The 24,255-nt window shown below is 73.0% G+C and carries 25 protein-coding genes; 20 read left to right on the top strand and 5 right to left on the bottom strand.

The window, feature by feature from the left end; genetic code table 11:
* Positions 1-60: 60 nt before the first annotated feature.
* From E1200_RS05925 to E1200_RS05875, 11 genes are all read left to right on the top strand, one after another.
* Positions 61-1,041: an alpha/beta hydrolase gene (locus E1200_RS05925; protein ID WP_131950772.1), complete on the top strand. Its 981-nt coding sequence runs from the start codon at positions 61-63 to the stop codon at positions 1,039-1,041.
* Between the two features lie 169 nt (positions 1,042-1,210).
* On the top strand, positions 1,211-2,839 hold the full coding sequence (locus E1200_RS05920; RefSeq protein ID WP_131950771.1) for a nitrilase-related carbon-nitrogen hydrolase: 1,629 nt from the start codon (positions 1,211-1,213) through the stop codon (positions 2,837-2,839).
* A gap of 14 nt (positions 2,840-2,853) precedes the next feature.
* Complete coding sequence (locus tag E1200_RS05915; RefSeq protein WP_131950770.1) at positions 2,854-3,657, top strand: oxidoreductase; 804 nt, start codon at positions 2,854-2,856, stop codon at positions 3,655-3,657.
* The gene (locus E1200_RS05910; protein ID WP_243708363.1) at positions 3,654-4,619 is read left to right on the top strand and encodes a dienelactone hydrolase family protein; all 966 of its coding nucleotides are present in this window, start codon (positions 3,654-3,656) and stop codon (positions 4,617-4,619) included. Before E1200_RS05915 ends, E1200_RS05910 begins: the two co-directional genes overlap by 4 nt.
* Before the next feature lie 12 nt (positions 4,620-4,631).
* Positions 4,632-5,780 carry an aromatic ring-hydroxylating dioxygenase subunit alpha gene (locus E1200_RS05905; protein WP_131950769.1) on the top strand — a complete coding sequence of 383 codons (1,149 nt, stop codon included), beginning with the start codon at positions 4,632-4,634 and terminating at the stop codon, positions 5,778-5,780.
* Positions 5,777-6,523: a hypothetical protein gene (locus E1200_RS05900; RefSeq protein ID WP_207933200.1), complete on the top strand. Its 747-nt coding sequence runs from the start codon at positions 5,777-5,779 to the stop codon at positions 6,521-6,523. The genes E1200_RS05905 and E1200_RS05900 overlap by 4 nt, the downstream gene beginning before the upstream one ends.
* On the top strand, positions 6,516-7,469 hold the full coding sequence (locus E1200_RS05895) for a hypothetical protein (protein ID WP_131950768.1): 954 nt from the start codon (positions 6,516-6,518) through the stop codon (positions 7,467-7,469). The genes E1200_RS05900 and E1200_RS05895 overlap by 8 nt, the downstream gene beginning before the upstream one ends.
* Positions 7,466-8,248, top strand: coding sequence for an SDR family oxidoreductase (locus tag E1200_RS05890; RefSeq protein ID WP_131950767.1), 783 nt, complete (start codon positions 7,466-7,468; stop codon positions 8,246-8,248). The genes E1200_RS05895 and E1200_RS05890 overlap by 4 nt, the downstream gene beginning before the upstream one ends.
* Positions 8,245-8,874, top strand: coding sequence for a hypothetical protein (locus tag E1200_RS05885; protein ID WP_131950766.1), 630 nt, complete (start codon positions 8,245-8,247; stop codon positions 8,872-8,874). The genes E1200_RS05890 and E1200_RS05885 overlap by 4 nt, the downstream gene beginning before the upstream one ends.
* On the top strand, positions 8,871-9,614 hold the full coding sequence (locus E1200_RS05880; protein ID WP_131950765.1) for an arylmalonate decarboxylase: 744 nt from the start codon (positions 8,871-8,873) through the stop codon (positions 9,612-9,614). The genes E1200_RS05885 and E1200_RS05880 overlap by 4 nt, the downstream gene beginning before the upstream one ends.
* A 14-nt stretch (positions 9,615-9,628) precedes the next feature.
* Entirely contained in the window at positions 9,629-10,417 is a 789-nt protein-coding gene (locus E1200_RS05875) for an alpha/beta hydrolase (protein ID WP_165950212.1), read from the top strand.
* A 22-nt stretch (positions 10,418-10,439) separates the two neighbouring features.
* On the opposite strand, the gene E1200_RS05870 is transcribed toward E1200_RS05875, so the two are convergent.
* Complete coding sequence (locus E1200_RS05870; RefSeq protein WP_131950763.1) at positions 10,440-10,976, bottom strand: hypothetical protein; 537 nt, start codon at positions 10,974-10,976, stop codon at positions 10,440-10,442.
* An 80-nt stretch (positions 10,977-11,056) separates the two neighbouring features.
* Here E1200_RS05870 and E1200_RS05865 point away from each other — a divergent pair, with 80 nt between their 5' ends.
* Positions 11,057-12,160, top strand: a complete 1,104-nt coding sequence (locus tag E1200_RS05865; RefSeq protein ID WP_131950762.1) for an FAD-dependent oxidoreductase — start codon at positions 11,057-11,059, stop codon at positions 12,158-12,160.
* 4 nt (positions 12,161-12,164) lie between these two features.
* On the opposite strand, the gene E1200_RS05860 is transcribed toward E1200_RS05865, so the two are convergent.
* Positions 12,165-13,139 (bottom strand): YihY/virulence factor BrkB family protein, encoded by a 975-nt coding sequence (locus tag E1200_RS05860; RefSeq protein WP_243708368.1) that lies wholly within the window; start codon positions 13,137-13,139, stop codon positions 12,165-12,167.
* A gap of 62 nt (positions 13,140-13,201) precedes the next feature.
* Positions 13,202-14,797 (bottom strand): peptide chain release factor 3, encoded by a 1,596-nt coding sequence (locus E1200_RS05855; protein ID WP_131950786.1) that lies wholly within the window; start codon positions 14,795-14,797, stop codon positions 13,202-13,204.
* A 118-nt stretch (positions 14,798-14,915) separates the two neighbouring features.
* Here E1200_RS05855 and E1200_RS05850 point away from each other — a divergent pair, with 118 nt between their 5' ends.
* From E1200_RS05850 to E1200_RS05825, 6 genes are all read left to right on the top strand, one after another.
* Complete coding sequence (locus E1200_RS05850) at positions 14,916-15,632, top strand: spermidine synthase (RefSeq protein ID WP_131950760.1); 717 nt, start codon at positions 14,916-14,918, stop codon at positions 15,630-15,632.
* On the top strand, positions 15,622-15,936 hold the full coding sequence (locus E1200_RS05845) for a GNAT family N-acetyltransferase (RefSeq protein ID WP_131950759.1): 315 nt from the start codon (positions 15,622-15,624) through the stop codon (positions 15,934-15,936). The genes E1200_RS05850 and E1200_RS05845 overlap by 11 nt, the downstream gene beginning before the upstream one ends.
* Positions 15,937-16,041: 105 nt before the next feature.
* A complete protein-coding gene (locus tag E1200_RS05840; protein WP_131950758.1) occupies positions 16,042-17,100 on the top strand; it encodes an NAD(P)-dependent alcohol dehydrogenase in 1,059 nt (352 codons plus the stop codon).
* 186 nt (positions 17,101-17,286) lie between these two features.
* Positions 17,287-17,970, top strand: a complete 684-nt coding sequence (locus tag E1200_RS05835; RefSeq protein ID WP_131950757.1) for a CBS domain-containing protein — start codon at positions 17,287-17,289, stop codon at positions 17,968-17,970.
* 97 nt (positions 17,971-18,067) lie between these two features.
* Positions 18,068-19,585: a molybdopterin-dependent oxidoreductase gene (locus E1200_RS05830; protein ID WP_207933199.1), complete on the top strand. Its 1,518-nt coding sequence runs from the start codon at positions 18,068-18,070 to the stop codon at positions 19,583-19,585.
* 28 nt (positions 19,586-19,613) lie between these two features.
* A complete protein-coding gene (locus tag E1200_RS05825) occupies positions 19,614-19,835 on the top strand; it encodes a heavy-metal-associated domain-containing protein (protein WP_131950755.1) in 222 nt (73 codons plus the stop codon).
* Between the two features lie 41 nt (positions 19,836-19,876).
* Here E1200_RS05825 and E1200_RS05820 read toward each other — a convergent pair whose 3' ends face one another.
* Both E1200_RS05820 and E1200_RS35155 read right to left on the bottom strand, forming a co-directional pair.
* Positions 19,877-20,665, bottom strand: coding sequence for a crotonase/enoyl-CoA hydratase family protein (locus E1200_RS05820; protein WP_131950754.1), 789 nt, complete (start codon positions 20,663-20,665; stop codon positions 19,877-19,879).
* A 71-nt stretch (positions 20,666-20,736) separates the two neighbouring features.
* Positions 20,737-21,504 carry a TetR family transcriptional regulator gene (locus E1200_RS35155; protein WP_131950753.1) on the bottom strand — a complete coding sequence of 256 codons (768 nt, stop codon included), beginning with the start codon at positions 21,502-21,504 and terminating at the stop codon, positions 20,737-20,739.
* A gap of 102 nt (positions 21,505-21,606) precedes the next feature.
* Here E1200_RS35155 and E1200_RS05810 point away from each other — a divergent pair, with 102 nt between their 5' ends.
* Positions 21,607-22,521: an ABC transporter ATP-binding protein gene (locus tag E1200_RS05810; RefSeq protein ID WP_131950752.1), complete on the top strand. Its 915-nt coding sequence runs from the start codon at positions 21,607-21,609 to the stop codon at positions 22,519-22,521.
* Entirely contained in the window at positions 22,518-24,161 is a 1,644-nt protein-coding gene (locus E1200_RS05805; protein ID WP_131950751.1) for an anibiotic ABC transporter, read from the top strand. The genes E1200_RS05810 and E1200_RS05805 overlap by 4 nt, the downstream gene beginning before the upstream one ends.
* Positions 24,162-24,255: the final 94 nt, after the last annotated feature.

The following is a 24,255-nucleotide window of genomic DNA, read 5'->3' as shown; positions in this document are numbered from 1 at the left end:
GTCCATAATGGAAACTCTGTTTCGGTGTCCGAAACAGACCCCCGCCCCCTCGGAGACTGCATGCGCCCCGTACGTGTCGTCCGGACCCTGGCCGCGGCCGGCGCCGCCGCCCTCGCCTTGACCGCCCTCGGCCCCGTGGCCCCCGCACAGGCCGCGGTCACCCGCGTCCAGACCACCGTCGAGATCCGCTGCGCGTTCACGACACTGAACCAGAACGCCGACTGGTACTTCCCCTCCGGCTCCCCGCAGGGCCTCGTGTGGCTGCAGCACGGCTTCGCCCGCTCCAACGGGAACGTCGCCGACCTCGCGTCCAAGTACGCGACGGCCGGGTACCTGGTCTTCGCGCCGAGCCTGCCCAGCGCCAACCTGTTCGGCTGCACGCTGCAGAACATCGGCAACAACACCGACTTCCTCGGCAACGTCGCCGACCTGTTCGCCAAGATGGGCGACCCGAACGACAAGCTCGGCCGCAGCTTCACCAAGGCCAAGACGCAGGCGGGACGGCCCGGCCTCACGCTACCCGGCTCCCTCGTCCTCTCCGGGCATTCGGCGGGCGGCGAGGCCGTCAGCTACGTGGCCGGGCGCCTGCGCACCGACAGCGCGGCGGGGTGGGCCCGGGTGCGCGGCCTCGTCCTGCTCGACCCGGTGAAGTCGTTCCTCGGAAGCAACCTCGACACCGGACTGCGGGCGGTCGACGGCACCGGCCGCATGGTCCGCACGATCTCCGCGCCGGACGGCACCTGCAACAACAGCGGCAGCGGCACCGACGCGGTGCAGGCCAGGATGCACGCGCCGTTCGTCGGCGTCCGGCTGACCGGCGGCGCGCACACCGACGCCGAGGGCGCGAGCACCGACACCGTGGGAACGATCGCCTGCGGGACGCCGAAGGCGGAGAACATCGCGGTCCTGCAGACGTTCGCGGTCGCCTGGGCCACGGACGCCTTCCGGGGCACGCAGACCGCCGCGTACCTGCCCGGCGGCTCCTACTACCAGGCGCAACTGGGCGCGGGCCGGATCCAGACCCTCACCGGCGCCTCCTAAGCCCGGTCACCGGTAGGGGGCCGACCCCCCACACCCCCCGGAACGGCCCCTTACCAGCGACCGCCAGGGCCCGTGAGCGGGAAGTTTCCGCCCGCGGGCTCTGGCGGTCCCGGGACCGCGATTGTAGTGTCATGGAAACAGCGTTTCGCTAGAGGAACCGGGAGGCCGGATGGGTCCGGTCCGCGTGGCCGCCGTGCAGTTCGCGACCGGCCGGGACGTGCCCGGCAACCTCGCCGCCTGCCTGCGCCTGATCGACCGCGCCGCGGCCGAGGGTGCGAGCATCATCGTGCTGCCGGAGTTCTGCAACCGGCTGTCCTGGTACGCGGACAAAGCGGAAGCCGTCCGGTACGCCTGCACCCCGGACGGGCCGTTCCTCACCGCGATCCGGGAGCGGGCCGTCGCGCACCGCGCGCACATCAAGGTCAACGTCACCCTGACCGAGGGCGGCCGGGTCACCGTGGGCAACCTGCTCTACGGGCCGGACGGCGCCCTGCTCGGCCGCTCCGACAAGCTCACGCTGATGGGCGCCGAGGGCGACCACCTCGACCCCGGCACCGCCGCCGGGCCCGTGATCGCCACCCCGCACGGCCGGCTCGGCATGTACGCGTGCATGGAGGGCGTCACCAGCGACGTCCCCCGCGACCTGGCCGTGCGCGGGACGCAGGTGCTGCTGAACAGCCTCAACTCGTTCGCCACCGATGAGGCCGCGCTGCACGTCCCCGTCCGCGCGGCCGAGAACAAGGCGTGGGTGGTGGCGGCCAACAAGGTCGGCCCGCTGCTGCCGGCCGAGCTGCTGCCCGCCATCGCCGAACGGCTCGGCGTCCCGGCCGGACTGCTGGACGGGGCGGGCGAGAGCCAGATCGTCGCCCCGGACGGCACGGTCGTCGCGAAGGGGCCGCGGACCGGCGAGGCCGTCGTCGTCGCCGACATCGACCCCGCGCTCGCCGACGACAAGACCCGCCCGGACGGCACCGACCTGTTCGCCGCCCGCAGGCCGCGGCTGTACGCGCCGATCGTCGCGGCGCCGCGCCCCCGCGCAGCGCCGCCCGGCGACGCGAAGGTGGCCGCCGCCGTCGTCCGCTCACCCGGTGCGGTGCGCGACGCGGCGCTCGCGGGCGCAGAGCTGATCGTCCTCCCGGAGCTGGCGTTCGGCGCGGACGCCGACCCCGGCGCCGTCGTCTCCGCCCTCGCCGCCGCGCTCGCCGGCACCACCGCGCACGCGGTGACCAGCGTGCGTGCGGGCGCCGCGCACACCGCCTACCTGGTGAACGCCGGCGGCCTCGCCGGGAGCCAACCCCAGCTGCACGCCTGCGTCCGGCACTCCGGCTGGGCCGCCGAGTACGGCGAGCGGCTCGCCGTCTTCACCCTCCCCTGGGGCCGGCTCGCGCTCGTCACCGGCGACGACGCCCTCTACCCCGAGGTGTTCCGGCTCGCGGCCATCGCCGACGCCGACGCCGTCGCGGTCCCGTTCACCCCCGCCGAGGAGTGGGAGATCGCGCTCGGCCTGCCGGAGCGCGCCGCCGAGAACCGGCTGAACATCGTCGCCGCCGGGCCGGACGACGGCGTGATCCTCGCGCTGCCCGCCGACTTCACCCTGTGGACGTCCTGGACGGGCCCCTTCGAGGGCCGCATCAGCCACCCCCTGGTCACCCGCGCGACCGGGCCGGTCACCGTGGCCGCCGTCCATCCCGCGCAGGCCGTGAACCGGCTCGTGTCCAAGAACACCGACCTGGTCGGCGGGCGCCCCGCGCACGCGGTCGCCGCACTGGCCGAAGAAGCGAGCGGAGAACGCCGTTGAAGGAGACCCAGCCGTTGAAGGAGACCCTGCAGCACGTCGAGCAGATGGTGGACGAGTCCCCCACCGTCGACGTCACCGACACCTTCCACCGGTTCGGCGCCATCCTGGACCGGCTCAAGGCCCGGATCGACGCGCGGTTCGAGCTGGCGCGCGACCCGTCCACCGAGGACCTGGAGTCGTACGGGAACCCGCCGGAGAGCCCCGGCGGGCGCCTGGCCGCCTACAGCGGGCCCGAGGTCGACTGGATGGTCCACTCGTGGCTCGGCAACCCGACCGCCGGGTTCGCCAACCTGCACCTGACGGTGTGGCTCGGCCCGCAGATCCGGGTGCCGCACCTCGGCATCGCGCTGCTGGTGTGGCCGGAGGGCTGGTTCTACGTCGATTCGGTGCCCCGCACCAACCTGCTCGCGGACGGCGCGTACTACGACGCCTACTACGAGCCCCTCAACGAGGACTGGCTGACGGTCCGGGAGCAGAACCCGCAGCTCGAATGGTTCACGAGCCGCGCGGGGTTCATCCGGGCGAGCCTGTCGCCCACCGCCCACTGCCACTCCTTCCCTCGCGAGGAGGAGAACATCGACCTGGTGGAGCGGCTGCTCACCGAGCACGTGGACCGCTGGCTCGGCTGGGTGGACGAGGCCGAGCCCGTCCCCGCCGCCGAACGCGACGCGCTCGCCGCCACCGACCTCGCGACCCGCCGCAACATCGCCGAGCGCGACCCGGCGAACGTGATGGGCGTCCGGTACTTCGGCCCGGAGATGACCGACCGCCTCGTCCGCGCCCTGTGGGGCGGCGACCGGAAGCTGCCCCGGCCATGACCACCGCCCCGGAGAAGCCCCCGGCCACGGGCACGATGGTCCGGTCGCTGTGGTGGTCGGCGGACACCGGCGGCCCCGCGCCGTTCGGCACCGCGCACCTCAAGGTGTACTACCCGGCCCGCGCGGAGGGCACCGACGCCGAGCGGCTGTCGGGCGAGTTCCCGGCCGACCCGAGCGGCGCGCCCTACCCGGTGGTCGTGTTCTGCTCCGGGGTGAACGTCGAGCAGGCCGCCTACCGCCCGCTGGCCGCCGCCATCGCGGAGGCCGGGTTCGTCGTCGTGACGTTCGACCGGGTCGCCGAGCTGTTCGGCGGCCGGTACGGCCTCACCCCCGGCGTCGACCTGGACGCCGCCCGGCCCGACGCCTACGGCACGCGGCCGACCTGCCCCGCCATACCCGCCGTCCTGGCCGCGCTGAACGAGATCGAGCTGCTCAAGGGGTCGCTCGACCCGACCCGCATCGCGCTCGGCGGGCACTCGGCGGGCGGCACCGTGGTGCTGCAGTCCGCCCGGTTCGTCCCCGGCGTCCGGGCCTGCTTCGCCTACGGGACGCACACCATGGTCGCCACCATGCTCGGCTGGCCCGCCGGGACCGTCCTGCCGGCGCAGGCCGACTGCCCGGTGCTGCTCGGCGTCGGCACGCGCGACGGCGTCATCCTGGGCAGCTCCGACCGGTACGGGCAGGACGCGCCGTCCGACCCCGTCACCCGCACCTTCACCGAGGCGCTGCGCGATCCGCGCGACCTGCTCGCCGTCGTGCGGGGCGCCAACCACTTCGCCGTCGCGGACCCGGTCGACCCGACCGCGGCCCGCGCGTTCCTCGACCTGCCGCCCGAGACCGACCCCGCCGAGGCACGCCGCGCCTTCACGGACCTGGTCGTCGCCTTCCTGCGCGCCCACGTGCGCGGGGAGGACGCGGCACCCTCCGCCGACCCGGCGCTGATCGACCTGCGGCGACGATAGGGAGAGCCCGTCATGCTCAAGAACTTCTGGTACGCGGTCGAGTTCGCGCACGCGGTCACCCGGGCCCCGAAGCGGGTGACCTGCCTCGGCCAGGACTTCGTCCTCTACCGCAAACGCGACGGAAGCGTGGTCTGCCTGTCCGACCTGTGCGCGCACCGGGGCGCGGCGCTGTCGGGCGGCACCCTCATCGAGGACCGGATCGCCTGCCCGTACCACGGCTGGCAGTACGAGGCGGACGGCGCGTGCAGCAAGATCCCCGCCAACCCGGAGGGCCGCGGCATCCCGAAGCGGGCGCGCGTCGACTCCTATCCCGTCCGGGAGGAGTACGGGATGGTCTGGGCGTTCCTCGGCGACCTGCCCGAGGACGAGCGCCCGCCGCTCCCGCACTTCCCCGAGCACGACGACCCCGCGTTCCGCACCGTGTACGTCGAGATGGTCATCGAGGCGAACTACGAGCGGACGTTCGAGAACGTCGTGGACGCCGCGCACACGCCGTTCGTCCACGGCACCCGGTTCGGCAACCCGGACAAGCCGGAGATCCCCGACTACGACGTCACCGAGGACGAGTGGTCCGCGACCGCCGACATCCGGCTCAGCCCGCCGCCCGCGGGCGGCCTGTGGAAGCGGCTGTACAAGGGGCGGCCGGAGGAGGTGATCGTCACCAACGGCTGGTACCTGCCGAACATCGTGAAACTGCACGTCCGGCTGCCGTTCGGGGACATGATCCTCTACGACCACAACGTCCCGCTCGACCGGCACCGCACCCTCGTCAAGATCGTCGGCTACCGGAACTTCTTCACCGGCAAGTGGGCCGACAACGACGCCCGCAAGCGGATCCGCAGCATCCTGCTGCAGGACAAGGTCGTCGTGGAGACCCAGCGGCCCGAGCTGCTGCCCTACGACCTGCCCGACGAGCTGCACCTGCGCTCCGACGCCCTCCAGGTCGCCTACCGGCGGCGCCGGCAGAAGCTCATGGCCGACGGCTGGTGGCTCGGCGAGGACGAGGAACTGCCGGTCAACGGCAAGCGCGGCAGCGCGACCGTCATCCCCTCCCCCGCCCGCCGGGAGAACCCGGAACTGGCCCGCGCCTGGCAGCACCGCCCCCGCGGCGGCACCCCGGTGCCCCTCGACACGTCCGCCGGCAAAGGAGAGAGCAAGTGAGCGTGTCCGCCCCCAAGGCGCTGAACGACCGGACGCTGGCGGCCCTGGCCGGCGTCGAGCCGCTGACGACGGTCCGCGAGAAGGTGCTCACGAGCGTCATGTCCCCGGAACCGGCCGGCACGCTGACGGTCCTGCGCGGTGAGCGGATCGCCAAGGTCGTCTGCATCGGGCTGACCGTCGAGCGGATCGGCATGGACAGCCACATGATCTTCGCGTTCACCGGCGCGGACTCGGCCGTCCCGCACTTCACGCTGGACTCGGTGCTGGCGGGCGGGCAGCTCGCGTACCACATCGACCTCGTCCCGCGGGTCGACCTCGGCGCGCACCTGCCGTACCTGAACGCGGTGTTCCAGCCGCTCACGCCGGTGTACGAGGAGGTCAAGGAGCGGTTCGGGCCGTCCACCGCGGCGATCGGCCCGCGCCAGCACGCCATGATGTCGCCCTGGATGCTCGTCAACCGCGCCGACGACGAGCACTTCGCGCAGATCGGCGCCTATCTCGACCGCTACTTCGAGCACTGGCGCGAACTGCTGGTCAAGGGCGTCCCCGATGACGTCCTCGGCACGCTGACCCCTGCCGACCTCGCCGAGCGCGACGCCCGCAACCGCGCCGCGCTGTTCAGCCCGGAGGTCGACCCGGTGTGGGCGAACGTGGCCCGGCTGCTCGGCGACGAGCAGGCCGAGGAGCTGCGCGCCGAGCTGCTCAGCAACGATCTGCGGGGCGGAAGCGGCGCCGATGGCTGAACCGAGCGAGTGGCAGCGCCGCATCGAGGGCGAGTGGCACGGCCGCCCGTCCCTGTTCGACGCCGCCGGCACCTGGCAGGGCTACGAGGACATCCGCCGCTCCTCGGTCTTCGAGGACGGCGTCACCACCTACTACATGGACGGCGGGCTCGAAGGCGGCGGTCCCCTGGCGGGCCGGTTCCGGCTCGGCGCGCCGTTCGCGTTCGGGGTGGTCGACTCCGACGGCGACCGCGTCTACACCGGGCCCGACTTCCACGGCACCGGGCAGCCCTACGGCGGGTTCGTCGACGCGAACTACTACGGGCCCGGCTGGCAGGTGGACCTCAACACCTGGAACCACGTGCTGCCGGACGGTGAAACGCAGGTGTACTCGTCCACGCTGTACCAGGGATGGGCGGTCGTGGGCTGCTTCAACGGCGTCTACAAGCGCACCACCGACTACGACACCAACCCCGCGACCAGGGACGTGATCGAGCGGTTCCTCGCGGACGAGACCCGGCACGGCCCGATCCCGTTCATCCTGCCGACCAAGCAGCGCGGCGCCTACAGCGGCACGTGCGAGCTGTGGGGCGCCGACCAGAAACCGGCCGGCGAGGTCACGGTGTCGATCGGGCTGGAGCCCATCGACCTCCTGCGCACCCGCCACCACGTCACCTGGACCGGCGCCCTCGACCGCGCCTACACCGTCGAGGCCCGCCGGGACGGGACCCGCGCCTTCTACGAGGGCCCGGACGCCTGGGGCAACGCGCAGGCGTTCGGCCGGGCCAACTACCCCGTCCTGCACTTCTCCGGCGACGTGTGGAAGGTCAAGGGACGCGAGTTCATGATCGACGCGACCCCCGGAATGACCGCGGGCGAGACCCTCACCGTCGTGTACGAGCTGTTCCGGGGGAACGTCCTGCATTCCGTTCTGCACGGCGTCCTGACCTGGGAGGCGGGCGTATGACCGGGCAGGCGGTCGTGATCACCGGCGGGACCCGCGGCATCGGGTACGGCCTCGCCGCGGAGTTCCTCGCGCGCGGCGTGCGCGTCGCGATCTGCGGCCGCTCCGACGAGTCGGTCGGCAAGGCCCTCGCCGAACTCGGCGAGGGCGCGATCGGCATGGTCTGCGACATGGCCGACCGGGACCAGGTGCAGGCCCTCTGGGACGCGGCGGCCGACGCGTTCGGGCACATCGACCACTGGATCAACAACGCCGGGGTGTCCACCTCCCGCCGCCCGCTCACCGAGCTGCCGCCCGGCCAGCTCGAAACCGTGGTGTCGGCGAACCTGCTCGGCGTGATGCACGGCAGCGCCGTCGCGGTGCGGGGCATGACCGCCCAGGGCGGCGGCACCGTGTGGAACATGGCGGGGCTCGGCAGCGACGGCCGCACCGTCCCCGGCCTCATCGCCTACGGCGCCACCAAGCGCGGCACCGACTACCTCACCACCGGCCTGGCCAAGGAGGTCAAGGGCGGCCCGGTCAAGGTGGCGCACCTGTCGCCCGGCATGGTCGTCACCGACCTGCTGCTCCGCGACTACTCCCCCGACGAGCTGGCCAAGGCCAAGAAGATCTTCAACATCCTCGCCGACCGGGTCGAGACGGTGACGCCCTGGCTGGCCGCGAAGATCCTCGCCGGGACGAAGAACGGCGGCACGGTCGCCTGGCTCACCACCCCCAAGATCATGACCCGGTTCATGCTGGCCCGGTTCCGCAGGCGCGACCTGTTCGGCGCGGACGCATGACCGACTACCCGGTCGCGCTCGCCGCCGAGGACTTCGTGCCGGTGGCGCTGACCGCGCTGGGCATGGCGATGCTGCGGCACCGGCACCCGCTGGTGCCCGCGGCGGCCGCCCTGGTCGTCGCGGGCGGGTTCGGCAAGGCCATTTGGAAGCTGATCGTCGCGCTCGGCGGCCCGGACCTGCCCTGGCTGCGCGGCGCCCTGTTCCCGCTGCTGGCGATCGGCTTCACGGCGTTCGCGTACGCGCTGTCCCGGGAGTCGCGCCGCCCGCCGCATCCAGCCGTGCTCGCGGTCCCGCTGCTCGCCGCACTGGCCCTGTCGGCCGTCCTGCGCGACACCTGGCCCGCGCTGCTGTGGACGATCGTCGCGGTGACGGTGGCCGCCGTCCTGCTGGCGCGGACCGCCGCGCGGGCGGGCGACCCGCTCGCGGCGACGCTCTTCGGACTCTGGCTGGCAGGGCAGTACCTGCTCGGCCCGCTGGCGGCACGCGCCGAGCAGTCGATCTCCCTCCAGTGGGTGGAGCAGTCCTGCAACACCTTCGCCCAGGCGGCCTTCGCGTTCGCCGCCTGGCACCTCACCAGAACGGCACGGACCCCGGACGAACGGGACGAGGAAAGGGCGGCGGCGTGACGGACGCACTCGGCTGGCGGCGCAAGTTCGGCGTGATCGCGCCGTCCACCAACACCATCGTCGAACCCGACTTCTACCGGATGGGCGTCCCCGGCGTGACGTCCCACTTCTCCCGCATCCACATCCGCGACCAGGACATGGCCGGGGACGAGGGCATGGAGCGGCTGCTGGCGCAGATCCGCGACGAGATCGGCGCGGCCTGCGAGCGGGTTCTGACCTGCGAGCCGGACTACATGGTGATGGGCATGTCCGCCGAGACGTTCTGGGGCGGCATCGAGGGCAACAAGCAGTTCGTCAAGCAGATCACCGACATCACGGGGCTGCGGGTCGCGACCGGCGCCGAGGCGTGCGAGCGGGCGCTGAAGCTGTTCGGCGCGCGGCGCATCGGGGTCGTCACCCCGTACCAGCCGGTCGGCGACGCCAACGTCCGGCGGTTCTTCACCGAGCTCGGCTTCGAGGTGGACCGCATCATCGGCCTGAAGTGCCCGACCGCCGTCTCGATCGCGCACGTCACCGACGCCGAGCTGCGCGCGGCGCTGCGCGAGCTGGCCGCCGGGGAGGTCGACGCCCTGGTCCAGTGCGGCACCAACCTGTCGATGGTCGCCACGGCCGACGAGGCGGAACGCTGGCTCGGCCTGCCCGTCATCGCCATCAACGCGGCCACCTGGTGGATGGCCCTCCGCGACAACGGCATCGAGGACCGCGTGTACGGCGCGGGCAGCCTCCTGCGCGAGCACTGATGACGCGGGCAACGATGAGCAGGGGCTACGTCGACACCGAGTGGGGCCAGGTCCACTACCGCGCCAGCGGCGACTCCGGTCCCTGGATCGGCCTGTTCCACGAGTCTCCCTTGTCCTCCCGCGTCTACGAGGACGTCCTGCCCCTGCTCGGCCGCCGCGCCCGCGCCGTCGCCTTCGACACCCCCGGCTACGGCGCGTCCGACCCGCCTCCCGGTCCGGGCTGCGAGATCCCCGACTACGGCCGCGTGCTGGCGCAGGCCGCGGCCGGGGTCGGGATGGCGAAGCCCGTCCTCGCCGGCGTGCACAGCGGAGCGTCCCTCGCCCTCGCCGCCGCCGAGCACCTGCCGGCCGCCGGGCTGGTGCTGAGCGGCGTCCCGCTGTTCACCGCGGAGGAACGGGCCGGCTTCATCGCGAACTGGACGCCCGAAGTCCCGGTGGACGACCAGGGCTCCCAGTTCGCCTGGGCCGTCGAACGCTACCTGCGGAGCTGGGGCCCGGACGTCCCCCGCGACCTCCTCCACCTCGCCGTGGTCGAGATGATGCGGGTGGCGGAGCGCTACGACTGGGGCTACCAGGCGGCGTTCCGCTTCGACCCCTCGGACGCGCTCGCGGCGGCGGACGTCCCCGTCCTCCTTCTCAACGCCCAGTTCGACAGGCTCGCCTCCAAGGACGCCCAAGCCCTGGACCTGGCCCGCGACGCCCGCCTGATCGTCCTCCCGGACCTCCCCGGCCAACCCCACCTACGCGCCCCCACCGACTTCGCCACCACCCTCCTGGCCTTCACGCTGCAGATCCAAGCCTGACGGCCGGCCCCATGGCGAACGGCTAGGGCGTGGCCTCCTCCAGGACGGATTGGATTCGGCTCCAGGCGTGCTCCAGGTCGGTGTCAGGGGCCGGCTCGAAGACCAGCACGCCGTCGCCCAGGTCGATCGTGAGGACCGGGCGGCCCGACTCGGTGCGCATCGGGTCCCGTGCCTCCACGCCGTACGGTGCCTCCAGGACGCTCATCTCCGCGTCGCCGCGCGGGTCGAACATCAGGAGGCCGGACGCCACCCACAGGGCTCCGCGCTGGAGCACGTTCTCGTGTACGACGCCCTCGCCGTACGGGAGGGGGCCGCACAGCCGGCCGATCAGGCACAGGCGGGGGCGGCGCCCGGCCGTCAACTCGGCCACGATCTCGTCGGTGTCGCCCAGGCCGGGCGGGATGACGTAGAAGGCAAGGCCGGGGCGCGGGCCGGTCAGCTCGCGGCGGAACGACCGGAGCGAGGGGCGGCGCCGCAGCACCCGGTCCGCGGCCGGCCGGAGCAGCAGGCCGCCCGCGAACCCCAGCAGTACCGCGATGATCGCCATGACGATGGACACCCGCGTCACCCTAGCTTTCGGAGCTGACGCACGGGTGTCCGTCGTGCGTGGCTCGGCACGGCGGCTGTCATCCTGAAGGCATGCGGATCGTGGTCGTGGGAGCGGGAATCATCGGGGCCGCGCTGGCGGACCGGCTGGCCTCGGGCGGACGGGACGAGGTCACCGTCGTCGAGGCGGACGCGCCCGGCGCCGGGACCTCGGGCGCCAGCTACGCCTGGGTCAACGCCGCCGATCCCACCGATCCCGCCTACCACCGGCTGCGGACCGCGGCGATGGCGACCTGGCGGGACCTGGCCGCCGGGTTCGGCGACCCGCCCTGGTACCGGCCGGCGGGCAACACGACCTGGGCGGTCGATGAGGACGCCAAGGCCGCGCTGGCGGAGCGGATCGCGCGCCTTGCCGAGCTGGGCTACGCCGCCGAGCTGATCGACGTCGGGCGGCTGGGCGAGCTGGAGCCGCGGGTCCGGGTGCCGCAGGACGCCCTCATCGCGCACTGCCCTGGCGAGAGCTACGTGCACGGGGGCGCCGTGGCGCGGGCGCTGGCCGGCCGCGCCGAGGAGGCCGGGGTCGTGATCGTCACGGGGCACCGCGCCGACGGTCTGGCCACCGACGGCGACCGGGTCACCGGGGTGCGGCTGGACGACGGGCGGGTGCTGGACGCCGACCTGACGATCTGTGCCGCCGGGCGGCACAGTCCGGCGCTGCTCGCCACGGCCGGTGTCGCCCTTCCGCTCGTCGACCCGTCCGAACCGGGCTCGGCCGCGCCGTGCCTCATCGCCACCACCACGGCGGTGCCGGGCGTCATCAACGGGCTCGTCCACGCGCCCGGCCTGGCCGCCCGGCCCGCGCCGGAGGGAGGGCTCGTCCTGGAGGCCACGGACCTGGACGCCGGTGTCGACGAGTCCGCCTCCCCCGAGCTGATACGGACGGTCGGCGACGAGCTCCTCGCCCGGGCGCGGGCCGTCCTCCCGGGGGTCGAGATGGACATCGCCGAGGTCCGGCGGTGCGTGCGTCCGCTGCCGGTGGACGGGTATCCGCTCATCGGCTTCCAGCGGCCCGGCCTGTACACCGCCGTCACCCACAGCGGCATCACGCTCGGCCCCCACCTCGCGCTGCTGATCGAACGGGAGATCCGCGAAGAGGCGGCGCCGGAGCTGGCCCCGTACCGCCCCGATCGCGGCTGAGCGATCAGTCCGGGTCGTCGCGGGGCGGCGGGTCGAAGTCGACGTCGACGTTCTCGAAGCCCTTGTGGCGTTCGGTCTCGGCGTAGGAGGTGTAGGCGCGCCGGTCCGCGGAGGTCAGCTCGACGTTGTCGGTGAACGGCGTCAGCAGGCTGCGGGGCCACATCCGCCGCTCCCGGACGACGTTGATCTCGGCGCTCAGCACGAACGCGACCGCGCCCAGGTAGATCCACGCCAAGAGGCCCAGCACGATGCCGAACATGCCGTAGGTGGCGCTGGCGCCCTTGAGCCAGTTGCCGAGCAGGAAGGTGCCCGACCACTGCAGCAGCTGCCAGACGAGCGCCGCCACGATCGCCCCCGTCCGCACCTGGGCGATGGTGAGGGGCCGGGCGGTCAGCATCCGGAACGTCACCGTGAACAGCACGACGTTCAACGCGATCGCCGCCACGATCGCCGCCGCCCGCACGCCGGCGCCGAAGTCGTCGTCGGCCGTGCCGACCTGGGACAGCAGCGCCGTCCCCAGGATCACCGTGCCGCCGACCGCCAGCAGCGCCAGGCTGCGCACCCTGGCGAAGATGGGATTCGGACGCGAGTTGCGCGGCACGCCCCACATCTTGTTCAGGGCGTTCTGCGCGGCCTGCACGACGCCCAGGGCGCCGTACACGCTGCCCACGACGCCCGCGGCGAGCGCGAGCCGGCTGCCGCGGAACGATCCGATGTTGTCGCCGATCTGGTCGCCGATGACCGGGAACTGCGCGAGCGCCGACTCCAGGACGCGATCCTGCAGCCCCGGATTGCCCTCCAGCACGAAGCCCAGCACGGTCACGAACAGCAGGAGCAGCGGGAACAGCGACACGAACCCGTAGTAGGTGATCATCGCGGTGAGGTACGTGCCCTGGTCGTCCACGAACTTGTACACCACCGCCAGCGGAAAGCCCGCCCAGCGGTGCCGCCGCTGGAAGGCGTCCAGGCGGCCGACCATTCCCACACGGCCCTCTTGCCCTTTTCAGCGCGCTCCCAACGCGCCCGACACCCCGGGGCGGATCAGTCGGCGACGCCCGCGGCGAGCATCCGGTCGAGGGTGACGCCGGGGTACTCGCGTTCGAGGGCGCGCAGCCGCCACTTGTCCACGAACACCGCGATGAGCGCGCCGTCCAGCGACCGGGTGAGCACCTCGACGCCGCGCCGGCCGGCCAGCGTGTCGGCGGACTCCTTGTCGGTGACGCGGGCCGTGGTGTAGTCGAGCCGGTTCAGCACCACGGGCGCGCCGAACTCCTCGGCCATCCGGGCGGTGACCACGTCGAACTGCAGCGGCCCGACCGCGGCGAGCACCGGCGCCTGGTCACCGCGCAGGTCGCTGCGGAGCACCTGGACGACGCCCTCGCCGTCGAGCTGCTCGATGCCCCGGCGGAACTGCTTGGCCCGGCTGTTGTCGGTGGCCCGCGCCACCATGAAGTGCTCCGGGGCGAACGCCGGGATCGGCGGGAAGACCACCGGGTTCCTGGCGTAGAGGGTGTCGCCCACGGTCAGGCCCGCGGCGTTCGGCAGGCCGATGACGTCCCCGGGGTACGCGGCGTCCAGGGTGGAGCGGTCGCGGCCGAACACCGTCTGGGCGTACTTGGTCGCCAGCGGGCGCCCGGTCCGGGCGTGGGTCAGCGACATCCCCCGCTCGAAGCGGCCCGAGCAGACGCGGACGAACGCCAGCCGGTCCCGGTGCGCCTTGTCCATCCCGGCCTGCACCTTGAACACCTGCCCGGCGAACGGCGCCGACACCGGGCGCTCCCGGCCGGCGTCGTCGGGACGCGCGGACGGCGCGGGGGCCAGCCGGCACACCGTCTCCAGCAGCGCGCTCACGCCGAAGTTCGGCAGCGCCGCGCCGAACAGCACCGGCGTACACGTCCCGGCTTCGAAGGCGTCCATGTCGAGGGTCGCGCCGATCTCGTCCAACAACGCCAGCTCCTCGACCGCGGTGCCCCACGCCTCGCCCTCCTCCTCGGCGGCCTGCTCGGCGGGGACCTCCTCTGCGATCGCGCGCCTGGCGCCGCCGGGGGTGCGGCGGAACCGGGTGAACGCACCGCTCGCCCGGTCGAGCAGGCCGCGGAAGTCGCCCGCGACACCGACCGGCCAGTTCAGCGGCGCCGGACGCAGCCCGATGCGCTGCTCGACCTCGTCCAGCAGCTCCAGCGGCTCGCGGCCGGGCCGGTCCCACTTGTTGACGAACGTGATCACCGGGATGCCGCGGTGCCGGCAGACGTCGAACAGCTTGAGCGTCTGCGCCTCCAGGCCCTTGGCCGAGTCGAGCAGCATGATCGCGCCGTCCACCGCGGCCAGCACCCGGTAGGTGTCCTCGGAGAAGTCGGCGTGCCCGGGGGTGTCGAGCAGGTTCAGCAGCACGTCGCCGTACTCGAACCGCAGCACCGACGAGGTGATGGAGATGCCGCGCGCCTGCTCCATCTCCATCCAGTCGGACCGCACCCCGCGCCGCCCCGCCTTGCCGTGCACCGACCCCGCCTGCTCGATCGCCGCCGCGTGCAGGGCGAGCGCCTCGGTCAGCGTGGACTTGCCCGCGTCCGGGTGGCTGATCACCGCGAACGTCCGGCGCCGCGCCGCCTCCGCCGCCACGTCCGGCGACGCGCCCATGCCCCCGCTCACGCGTTCCCCTCTCGTGTCCGCGTTCCGGCCGATCAGCCTCACGCCACGTTAGGGTATTCGGCGCGAGGCCGCCGGATCACCGGCGACCGCCGGGTACGGGGGACGCATGGGCGCACTGTTCGAAGAACTCGACTGGCGGCCGACGCCGATGGGCGCCATCAGCCTGCGGCGACGCCGCGACCCCGCCACCCGCGCCGACGTTTACGAGATCAAGCTCGACGACGACTTCCTCATGTCGAGCCTGTGGACGGACGGCGAGGTCGAACTCGCCCGGCTCGGCCTGGCCGCGACGGCGGGCGACGGACTCGACGTCCTGGTCGGCGGGCTCGGGCTCGGGTACACCGCCGGCGCCGTCCTGGACGACCCCCGGGTGCGCTCGCTGATCGTGGTCGAGACGCTCACCGAGGTGATCGAGTGGCACCGGGCGAAGCTCGTCCCGCTCGGCGAGCGGCTGAGCGGCGACGACCGCTGCCGGCTCGTCCACGGCGACTTCTTCGCGATGGCCGCGACGGAGCCCGAGACCCGCTTCCACGCGGTGCTGCTCGACATCGACCACTCGCCGCGCCACGTCCTCAACCCGGCGCACGAGGCGTTCTACCGGCCCGAATCGCTGGGCCGGCTCGCCGGGCGCCTCCACCCCGGCGGCGTCTTCGCGCTGTGGTCGAACGACCCGCCCGACGACGACTTCACCGCCGTGCTCGACGGCGCCTTCGCCGAGGCGGCGGCGCACGTCGTCGAGTTCCCCAACGCCATCCAGGGCGGCACCTCGGCCAACACCGTGTACGTCGCCCGCACGTCCCCGGAGGTGGGCCATGGCCAGTGACGACCGGACCGAAGGCGACAGCGTCGTCGACGCTCCCGAACGCAGCCGGTACGAGATCGTCCGGGACGGCACCGTGCTCGGCTTCGCGGCCTACCAGAAGGCCAAGGACTTGATCGTCTTCACCCACACGGAGATCGACCCGGGCCACGAGGGCCAGGGCCTCGGCGGCCGGCTGGTGCGCGCGGCGCTCGACGACGTCCGCACCCAGGGCCTCCCCGTCCTGCCGACCTGCCCGTTCGTCCAGAGCTGGATGGCCAAGCACCCCGACTACGCCGACCTCGACTACCGCCGCCGCCCCCGGTGAGGGAGAACGAGTACCGCTGACCCGTGCGTCCCGTCCGGGGACCTTCGTCCGTTGTGCGCCTGGTGAACGGGGTAGTTCGCTGGGAGGAGAGGAAAGGACGAGGAGATGCGAGCGCTAAGGCTGCGGGAATGGAAGTCCGATCCGGTACTGGTCGAGGTGCCCGATCCCGAACCCCGCCCCGGGCAGGTCGTCATCCGGGTCGGCGGCGCGGGGGCGTGCCACTCCGACCTCCATCTCATGCGCGACTTCGAGGGCGGGCTGCTCCCCTGGGGGCCGCCGTTCACCCTCGGCCATGAGAACGCGGGATGGGTGCACGCCCTCGGGGACGGCGTGACCGGCCTCGAAACCGGGCAGCCGGTCGCCGTGCACGGGCCGTGGGGCTGCGGGACGTGCGCCCGCTGCCGCCTCGGCGCGGAGAACTACTGCGAGGACCCGGCGAACGCGCCAGTGCCGTCCGGCGGCGGCGGGCTCGGGCTCGACGGCGGCATGGCCGAGTACATGCTGGTCCCCGACGCGCGGCTCCTCGTCCCGCTGCCCGACGGCCTGGACCCGGTGGCCGCGGCGCCGCTCACCGACGCCGCCCTCACGCCCTACCACGCCGTCCGCCGGTCCTGGGGGAAGCTGCCGCCCGGCACGACCGCGGTCGTGATCGGCGCCGGCGGGCTCGGGCACCTGGCGATCCAGATCCTCAAGGCCACGACCGCCGCGTCCGTCATCGCCGTCGACACCCGGCCGGAGGCCCTCGAACTCGCGCTGCGGGAGGGCGCCGACGCCGCGCTCCCGTCCGACGAGGGCACGGCGGCGAGCATCCGCGCGGCCACCGGGGGACGCGGTGCCGACGTCGTCCTGGACGTCGTCGGCACCGACGCGACCCTCGCCATGGCGGCGGCCGCCGCCCGGACGCTCGGGGACGTGACGATCGTCGGCATCGGCGGCGGCACCCTCCCGGTGTCCTTCTTCTCCGTCCCCTACGAGGTGTCGCTGCAGACGACCTACTGGGGCACCCGGCCCGAGCTGATCGAGGTGCTCGACCTCGCCGCACGCGGGCTGCTGCGGCCCGACATCGTCGAGTTCCCCTTGGAGCGGGCAGTGGACGCCTACCGGCAGCTGGAGTCCGGAAAGCTCACCGGGCGGGCGGTGGTCGTCCCCTCCTCGGCCGGGTGACCGGCGCCGCGGGCTCTTCGGCCGCCGAAAAGGCCGAAGGTCCCGCGATCGCGGGACCGCCGCCTCTGACCTGCGCGGCCGCCGCGAGAGAGGCTGGAAGTGGCCCGGGGAGGACGCGGACCGCGGGGCGATCCTCCAGCACCGCGTCACCCGGGAGCCGCGACGACGACCCACGAGGAGAAGACCATGAAGCGCCGCACGGTCCAGGACATCATGACCAAGGACGTTGTGACGGTGACCGAGCAGACCCCGTTCGCCGAGATCGCCGAGCTGCTGACCGAGCATCGCGTCAGCGGCATGCCGGTCGTGGACGACGCGGGCCGCGTCATCGGCATCGTCACCGAGTCGGACCTGCTGCACAAGCAGGAGTACAAGGACCACACCGAGGGCCGGTCGCTGCGGGCCCTACTGCGGCGCAACGCCCAGGCCGAGGCCAAGGCCGCGGCCGTCGACGCCGGCGGGCTGATGAGCGCCCCGGTCGTCTCCGCCGCCCCGGGCACCTCGACCACCGAGGCGGCCCGGCTGCTGAACGCGCACGGGTACCGGGCCCTGCCCGTCGCCGACGAGGACGGGCGTCTCGTAGGGATCGTCGCGCGCCGCGACCTGCTGGGCGTGTACCGGCGGCCCGACGCGGAGATCCGGGAGGAGATCATCAAGGACGTCCTGGTCAAGAAGCTCTGGCACGACCCGGACATGCTCGACGTCCGGGTGGGGGACGGGATCGTCCACCTGTCCGGCCGCGTCGAGACCAAGAGCCTCGTCCCGATCGTCGCCCGCATGATCGGCCGCGTGGAGGGCGTCGTGGACGTCGTGAACGACCTCGGATACGCCCTCGACGACACCGCCGCCCGCAAGTACACGAGAATCTGAGCCCGCTGACCCCGTTCACCGGCGCTCCTGGTTTGCGTTCCGCCGCAAAAGGCTAATGATCAGTACAACCTGGTCAGCTGCCGACGATGGAGACCGCGTGGACCCCGACTTCCCGCTCTGGCTGCGCAGCACCCACCTGCTCAACTTCGTGCTCATGGGCATCGTCCTGCGCAGCGGGTGGGAGATCATCTCCTCGCTGCCGCGGTTCTGGTGGCGCAACGACTGCAAGCCGGGCACCGAGTGGATCAAGTTCACGCGGCGCAGGCTGCCGCAGGAGGAGGGCGTCTACACGTCCCTGATGGACGAGCGCACCGCCAGCCCGCTGCTCACCCTGCCGGGCCGGAAGAACATCGGCCTCGGCCGGCACTGGCACGGGCTGGGCGTGACGCTGTGGCTCGTCAACGGATTCGTGTACGTGGTCCTGCTCTTCGCCACCGGACTCTGGCGCCGGATCGTGCCGACGTCGTGGGACGTGTTCGGCGAGGCGTTCGACTCGCTCAAGGTCTACCTCGGTTTCGGCGTCCCGTCGATCGAGCACTTCCAGCCCTACGACGCGCTGCAGATGCTCATGTACACAGCGGTCGTCTTCCTGCTCGCGCCCTTCCTGATCCTGACGGGGATCGCCATGTCCCCGGCCGTCCGCTCCCGCTTCCCCCGGTACGTCAAGTTCTGGGGCGGCCACCAGGGGGCACGCTCGCTGCACTTCATCGGCATGGTGCTGATGACGGCGTTCATCGTCATGCACGTCGGGCTGGTCTTCATCGTCCACCCCGAGTACAACCTGCCGCACATCGTGTTCGGGGTGACGGACACGTCCCGGTACGCCCAGGCGTTCACCATCGCGATCATCACGATCGTCGCCGTGATCGGTTTCTGGATCGCGCTGAGCTACGCCACGCTGGCGGACCGGGCGCGCTCCCAGCGGGTCCTCGTCGCGCTGACCGAGCCCATCCGCAAGCTCACCCTGAACTGGATGAAGCCCCGCATGGGCCGGCAGAACGTCTACACCGAAAAGGACATCTCCGAGTTCCACTGGACCAACGGACTGCCGCCGACGGAGGACGAGTCCACCGAGTGGCTCGCGCACCGGGATTCCGGGTTCCGCGACTGGCGCCTGGAAGTCGGCGGTGAGCTGAGCGGGAAGACGCTGCACCTCGGGCTGGCGGAACTGCGGCGGCTGCCCAAGACCGAGTACGTCGCCGTCCACACCTGCATGCAGGGCTGGTCGGCCACGTCGAAATGGGGCGGGGTGCGCCTGCGCGACCTCCTGGAGGTCCTCGGCCCTCGCCCCGAGGGCGCGAACTACGTGATGGTGACCTCCTACGGGCTGGCCCAGGAGATGTACGACCACCGGCCGCGCGAGCCGTTCTACGCCGTCCTCGACCTGGAGATGGTCGAAGAGGACGACACGATCCTGGCCTACGAGCGCAACGGCCGCCCGCTGGAGGTCCACCTGGGTGCGCCGCTGCGGCTGCGGGTGGAATCCAACCACGGCTACAAGATGGTCAAATGGGTCAGATCCGTCGAGTGGATCACCGACTTCGCGGACCACGGCGACGGGCGCGGCGGCACCCGCGAGGACGCCGCGCTGCAGGCGTTCAACGGCCGGATCTGACCCGCGCCCGATCCGAACGGGAGGCTTCATGATCAGCACGACGTTCCGGATCGCCGGGATGACCACCGCGGCCGACGCGCGCGCCGTCAAGGACCGGCTCAGCGCCGTGCCGGACATCGGCGCGGTGGCCACGGAACTCGTCCCCGGCGGCGACGCGCTGGTGATCCTCAAGCACAAGGACGACGTCGTCCTGGACCGCGCCGCCCTGCAGGCCGCCCTACGCGACGCAGGCGACTACACGCTCTCCTAGCCGGTCTCCACCAAGTGCGCTGACTTGCGGCGGCGACCGGGCTAGGTGGGGTCTGCTTCGGTGAAGGTTCCGTGGCGGCCTTCGCCCGCCACGAAACGGGAGGCGCCCGCCGCACCCTCGCGCGCCACGATCGGGACGCCCGCGGCGCCTTCCGCGCGCAGCGCCTCGGCGAGCGGCAGGTCGAGGCCGGCGTAGGTGGAGGCCCGGTCGGTCAGGACGCACTCGAACGGGAAGGCCGCGATCCGGTCGGCCAGTTCGCGGGCGGCGTCCACCGCCTCGCCGGGTTCCACGACCCGGTTGGCCAGGCCCATCGCGAGCGCCTCGTCGGCCGCGACGGGACGGCCCGTCATGATCAGGTCCAGAGCGCGGCCGAGGCCGATGATTCGCGGGAGCCGGACGGTGCCGCCGTCGATGAGCGGCACGCCCCAGCGGCGGCAGAAGACGCCCATCACCGCGTCGCGCTCCACGATCCGCAGGTCCGCGAGCAGGGCGAGCTCCAGGCCGCCCGCCACGGCGTGGCCGGCGACGGCCGCGATGAGCGGCTTGCCGAGCGCCATCCGCGTCGGGCCCATGGGGCCGCCGCCACCGCCCTCGGGGTCGAGTTCGTTGCGGCGAGCCGGGTCGGCCACCGCGGTGAGGTCGGCTCCGGCGCAGAACGTCCCGCCGGCTCCGGCGAGCACCGCCACCCGCTGTCCCGGATCGGCCTCGAACTCCGCGAAGGCCGCCCGCAGCTCGGCGGCCATCGGCCGGTCGACGGCGTTGCGCCGGTCGGGGCGGTTCATCCAGATCGTGGTGGTCGTGCCCGTCTTCTCGACTCGCACGTCGGCCATCGTCACCTCCGCGTTCGCGCCGGCGCCGGTCTCGGAACCCGTCGCACAACTGTCTCACATTTGTCTCAAATCTAGGCGGGCGGGGTGCGGTCGCCCAGGTGCCGGTAGAGGGTGGCGCGGGAGACGCCCAGCCGCTCGGCGATCTCGCCGACGGTGCCGGCGCCCTCCGCGTACATGCGGCGGGCGGCCTCGGCCTTCGCCTCGTCCAGCGCGCGGGGGCGGCCCGGCCGGCGGGCGGCGGTGCGGGCGGCCGACGGCTCCGGCTCGTCCCGCGCGACCAGGCCGGACGTGGCGGGGTCGTCCAGCAGCGCCCACGCGCCGCGCAGGATCTCCGCGCGCAGCCGGTCGACCGGGACGTCCCGGCACAGGAACACCGGGTCGCCCAGCGTCGCGAAGATCTGCACCGTGCGGACCTGGAGCGTGACGTCCGGGTACGGGCCGGTGAACTCGTCGTGGACCTGCTGGATCAGGTCGACGTAATGCTGGAAGGCGCGGTCGTGCGCCAGCGTCGTGAGGTCCTGCATGATCACGTACAGCAGCTTGCGGTTCTGGATGTAGACGTCCAGCGTGCCCTCGATGAGCTGCCGCCGGGCCGCCGCCCGGTCCGCGGTGAGGCGCGCGCGGGCGAGGACGTCCTCCAGGCCCTCGGAGAGCGGTTCGCACAGCGTCGCCAGGAGCACGGACTTGGCCGGGAAGTGGTAGAAGACGGCCGCCTTGGTGAGCTGCAGCCGGTCCGCGATCTCCCGCATGGAACCGGCCTGGTAGCCGCGCTCGGAGAACACGTCGAGCGCGGTCTCCAGGATCCGGGTCCGGGTGTCCGGCGGCTTCGACTCGTCCACCGCTTCAACCTAACCGGTTGGCCCGGCGCGGGCCTCCGGTCTACCATCGGTTACTGACCGGCGGTCAGTTCGCCGGGCCGGCGAGACGAGGGGACGGTGCGCATGACCGACGCGATCCGCGTGAGCGGACTGACCAAGACCTTCGGCGACGTGCGGGCGCTCGACCGGCTGCGGCTGACCGTCCGCACGGGCGAGGTGCACGGCTTCCTGGGCCCGAACGGCTCGGGGAAGTCGACCACGATCCGGGTGCTGCTGGGCCTGCTGCGCCGCGACTCCGGCGAGGTGGACCTGCTCGGCGGCGACCCGTGGCGGGACGCGGTCGAGCTCCACCGCCGGCTCGCCTACGTCCCGGGGGACGTCAGCCTGTGGGGCAACCTGTCCGGCGGGGAGGCGATCGACCTGTTCGGCTCCCTGCGCGGCGGGCTCGACCCCGCCCGCCGGGACGAGCTGGTCGCGCGCTTCCAGCTCGATCCGACGAAGCGGTGCCGCACCTACTCCAAGGGCAACCGGCAGAAGGTGGCCCTGGTGGCGGCGTTCGCGTCCGACGTGGAGCTGTACATCCTGGACGAGCCGACGTCCGGGCTCGACCCGCTGATGGAGGCGGTGTTCCAGGAGTGCGTCGCCGAGGCCAAGGCGCGCGGCCGCACCGTCCTGCTCTCCAGCCACATCCTCGCCGAGGTCGAGAAGCTGTGCGACGGCGTGTCGATCATCCGGGACGGCCGGACGGTCGAGTCCGGCACGCTGGCGGAGCTGCGGCACCTGACGCGGACCACGATGACCGTGCGGACCGCGCAGCCGCCCACCGGCCTGGACCGCTTCGAGGGCGTGCACGACTTGCGCCTCGACGGCGACGGCACCGGGGCGGCCTTCGAGGTGGAGACCGGGGCGCTGCCCGAGGTCCACCGGTACCTCGCGGAGTGCGGCGTGCTGGACCTGACCAGCCACCCGCCCACGCTCGAAGAGCTGTTCATGCGGCACTACGGCGACCGCGCCGCCGGGCTGGAGGGCGTCCGATGAGGCCGTCCGCGGGCCCGGCGACGTTCACCGGCACGATGCGGCTGACCCGGCTCGCGCTGCGCCGCGACCGCGTGCAGCTGCCGGTGTGGCTGCTCGGCCTGACCGCGGTGACCGGCACGGTGGCCTCCAGCGTCCTCGGCCTCTACGGCAGCGAGGAGGAGCAGGCCGCCTACGCCCGGTCGAGTGCGCTGAGCGCGGTCTCGCGGGTGTTCAACGGCGTCGTCCCGGAACCGGGCCTCGGCGCCATCGTCGTCGCGGAGTCCTACGGCCTCGTCGCCGTCCTCGCCGCGCTGATGAGCATCATGGCGGTGGTGCGGCACACCCGGCAGAGCGAGGAGACCGGGCGCGCGGAGATGATCGGCTCGATGGTCGTCGGACGGCACGCGATGCTGACGGCGGCGCTGCTGGTGGCGGTCGGCGCGAACGCCGTGCTGGCGGTGCTGGTGGCTGCCGTGCTGCCGGCCGCCGGGCTGCCCGCCGCCGGATCGCTGCTGCTGGGCGTCGCGATCGGCGCGTCCGGCGCGGCCTTCGCGGGTGTCGCCGCCGTCGCCGCGCAGATCACCGAGAGCGCCCGCGCCGCCAACGGCATCGCCGCCGCCGTGCTCGGCCTGGCGTTCCTGCTGCGCGGCCTCGGCGACGGCTTCGGCACGGCCGGCGCGGACGGCCTGCGGGTGACGAGCCTGTGGCCGTCCTGGCTGTCGCCGCTCGGATGGGGGCAGCGGACCGAGCCGTTCACCGCGGACCGGCCCTGGCCGCTGCTGCTGCATACCGCGCTGCTGATCGTGCTGGCCGGCACGGCGTACCGGCTCACCGACCACCGCGACGTGGGCACCGGGATGCTGCCGGTCCGCCGCGGCCCGGCCACCGCCCCGCGCGCCCTGCTCAGCCCGCTGGGGCTGGCCTGGCGGCTGCAGCGCGGCGTCCTCTACGGCTGGACGGCCGCGCTGCTGGTGGTGGGCGGGATGCTCGGCGCCCTCGGCGACCAGGCCGAGGAGCTGCTCGGCACCAGCGACGAGCTCGCCGAGGCGATGGCCAGGCTGGGCGGCACGGGCGATCCGGTGGACGTCTACTTCGCCGCGATGATGGGCTTCACCGGCGTCCTCGTCGCCGGGTACACCGTCCAGGCGCTGCTGCGGATGCGCGCCGAGGAGACCGGCCCGCTGGAGGCGGTGCTGGCCACGGCGGTCAGCAGGCCCCGGTGGATGGCGGCGCACATCACCTGCGCGGTGCTCGGGACCGCCGCCGTCCTCGCCGGCACCGGGCTGGCCAACGGCCTCGCGTACGCGGTCGCGGCAGGTTCGGCGGACCGGGTGCCCGCGCTGCTCGGCGCGGCGCTGGTGCAGCTGCCCGCGACGCTGGCGCTGGCCGGGTTCGTCGTCGCGGTGATCGGGCTGCTGCCGCGATGGTCGGTGGCGATCTCCTGGACCGCGCTGGCCGGCTGCCTGCTGATCGGACAGATCGGGCCGCTCCTGGAACTGCCGCGCTGGGCCGCCGACCTGTCCCCGTTCGGCCATACCCCCGCCCTGCCATCGGCCGACCTGACCGTGACACCCCTGGCCGCCCTGATCGCGTGCGCCGTCGCCCTGGGCGCAGCCGGCCTAACGGCCTTCCGCCGCCGGGACCTGTCCCTCTCCGCCTAGCCCTGAGGCGTTGACTTGCGGCGTGTTGTTGTTATCCGGCCTCCCATAACAACAACACGCCGCAAGTCAACGAATCGGGGGGCGGGGTTAGAGG

The sequence above is a fragment of the Actinomadura sp. GC306 genome, from assembly GCF_004348665.1.
Lineage (GTDB): Bacteria > Actinomycetota > Actinomycetes > Streptosporangiales > Streptosporangiaceae > Spirillospora.
This window is presented reverse-complemented; position numbering and strand designations above follow the sequence as displayed.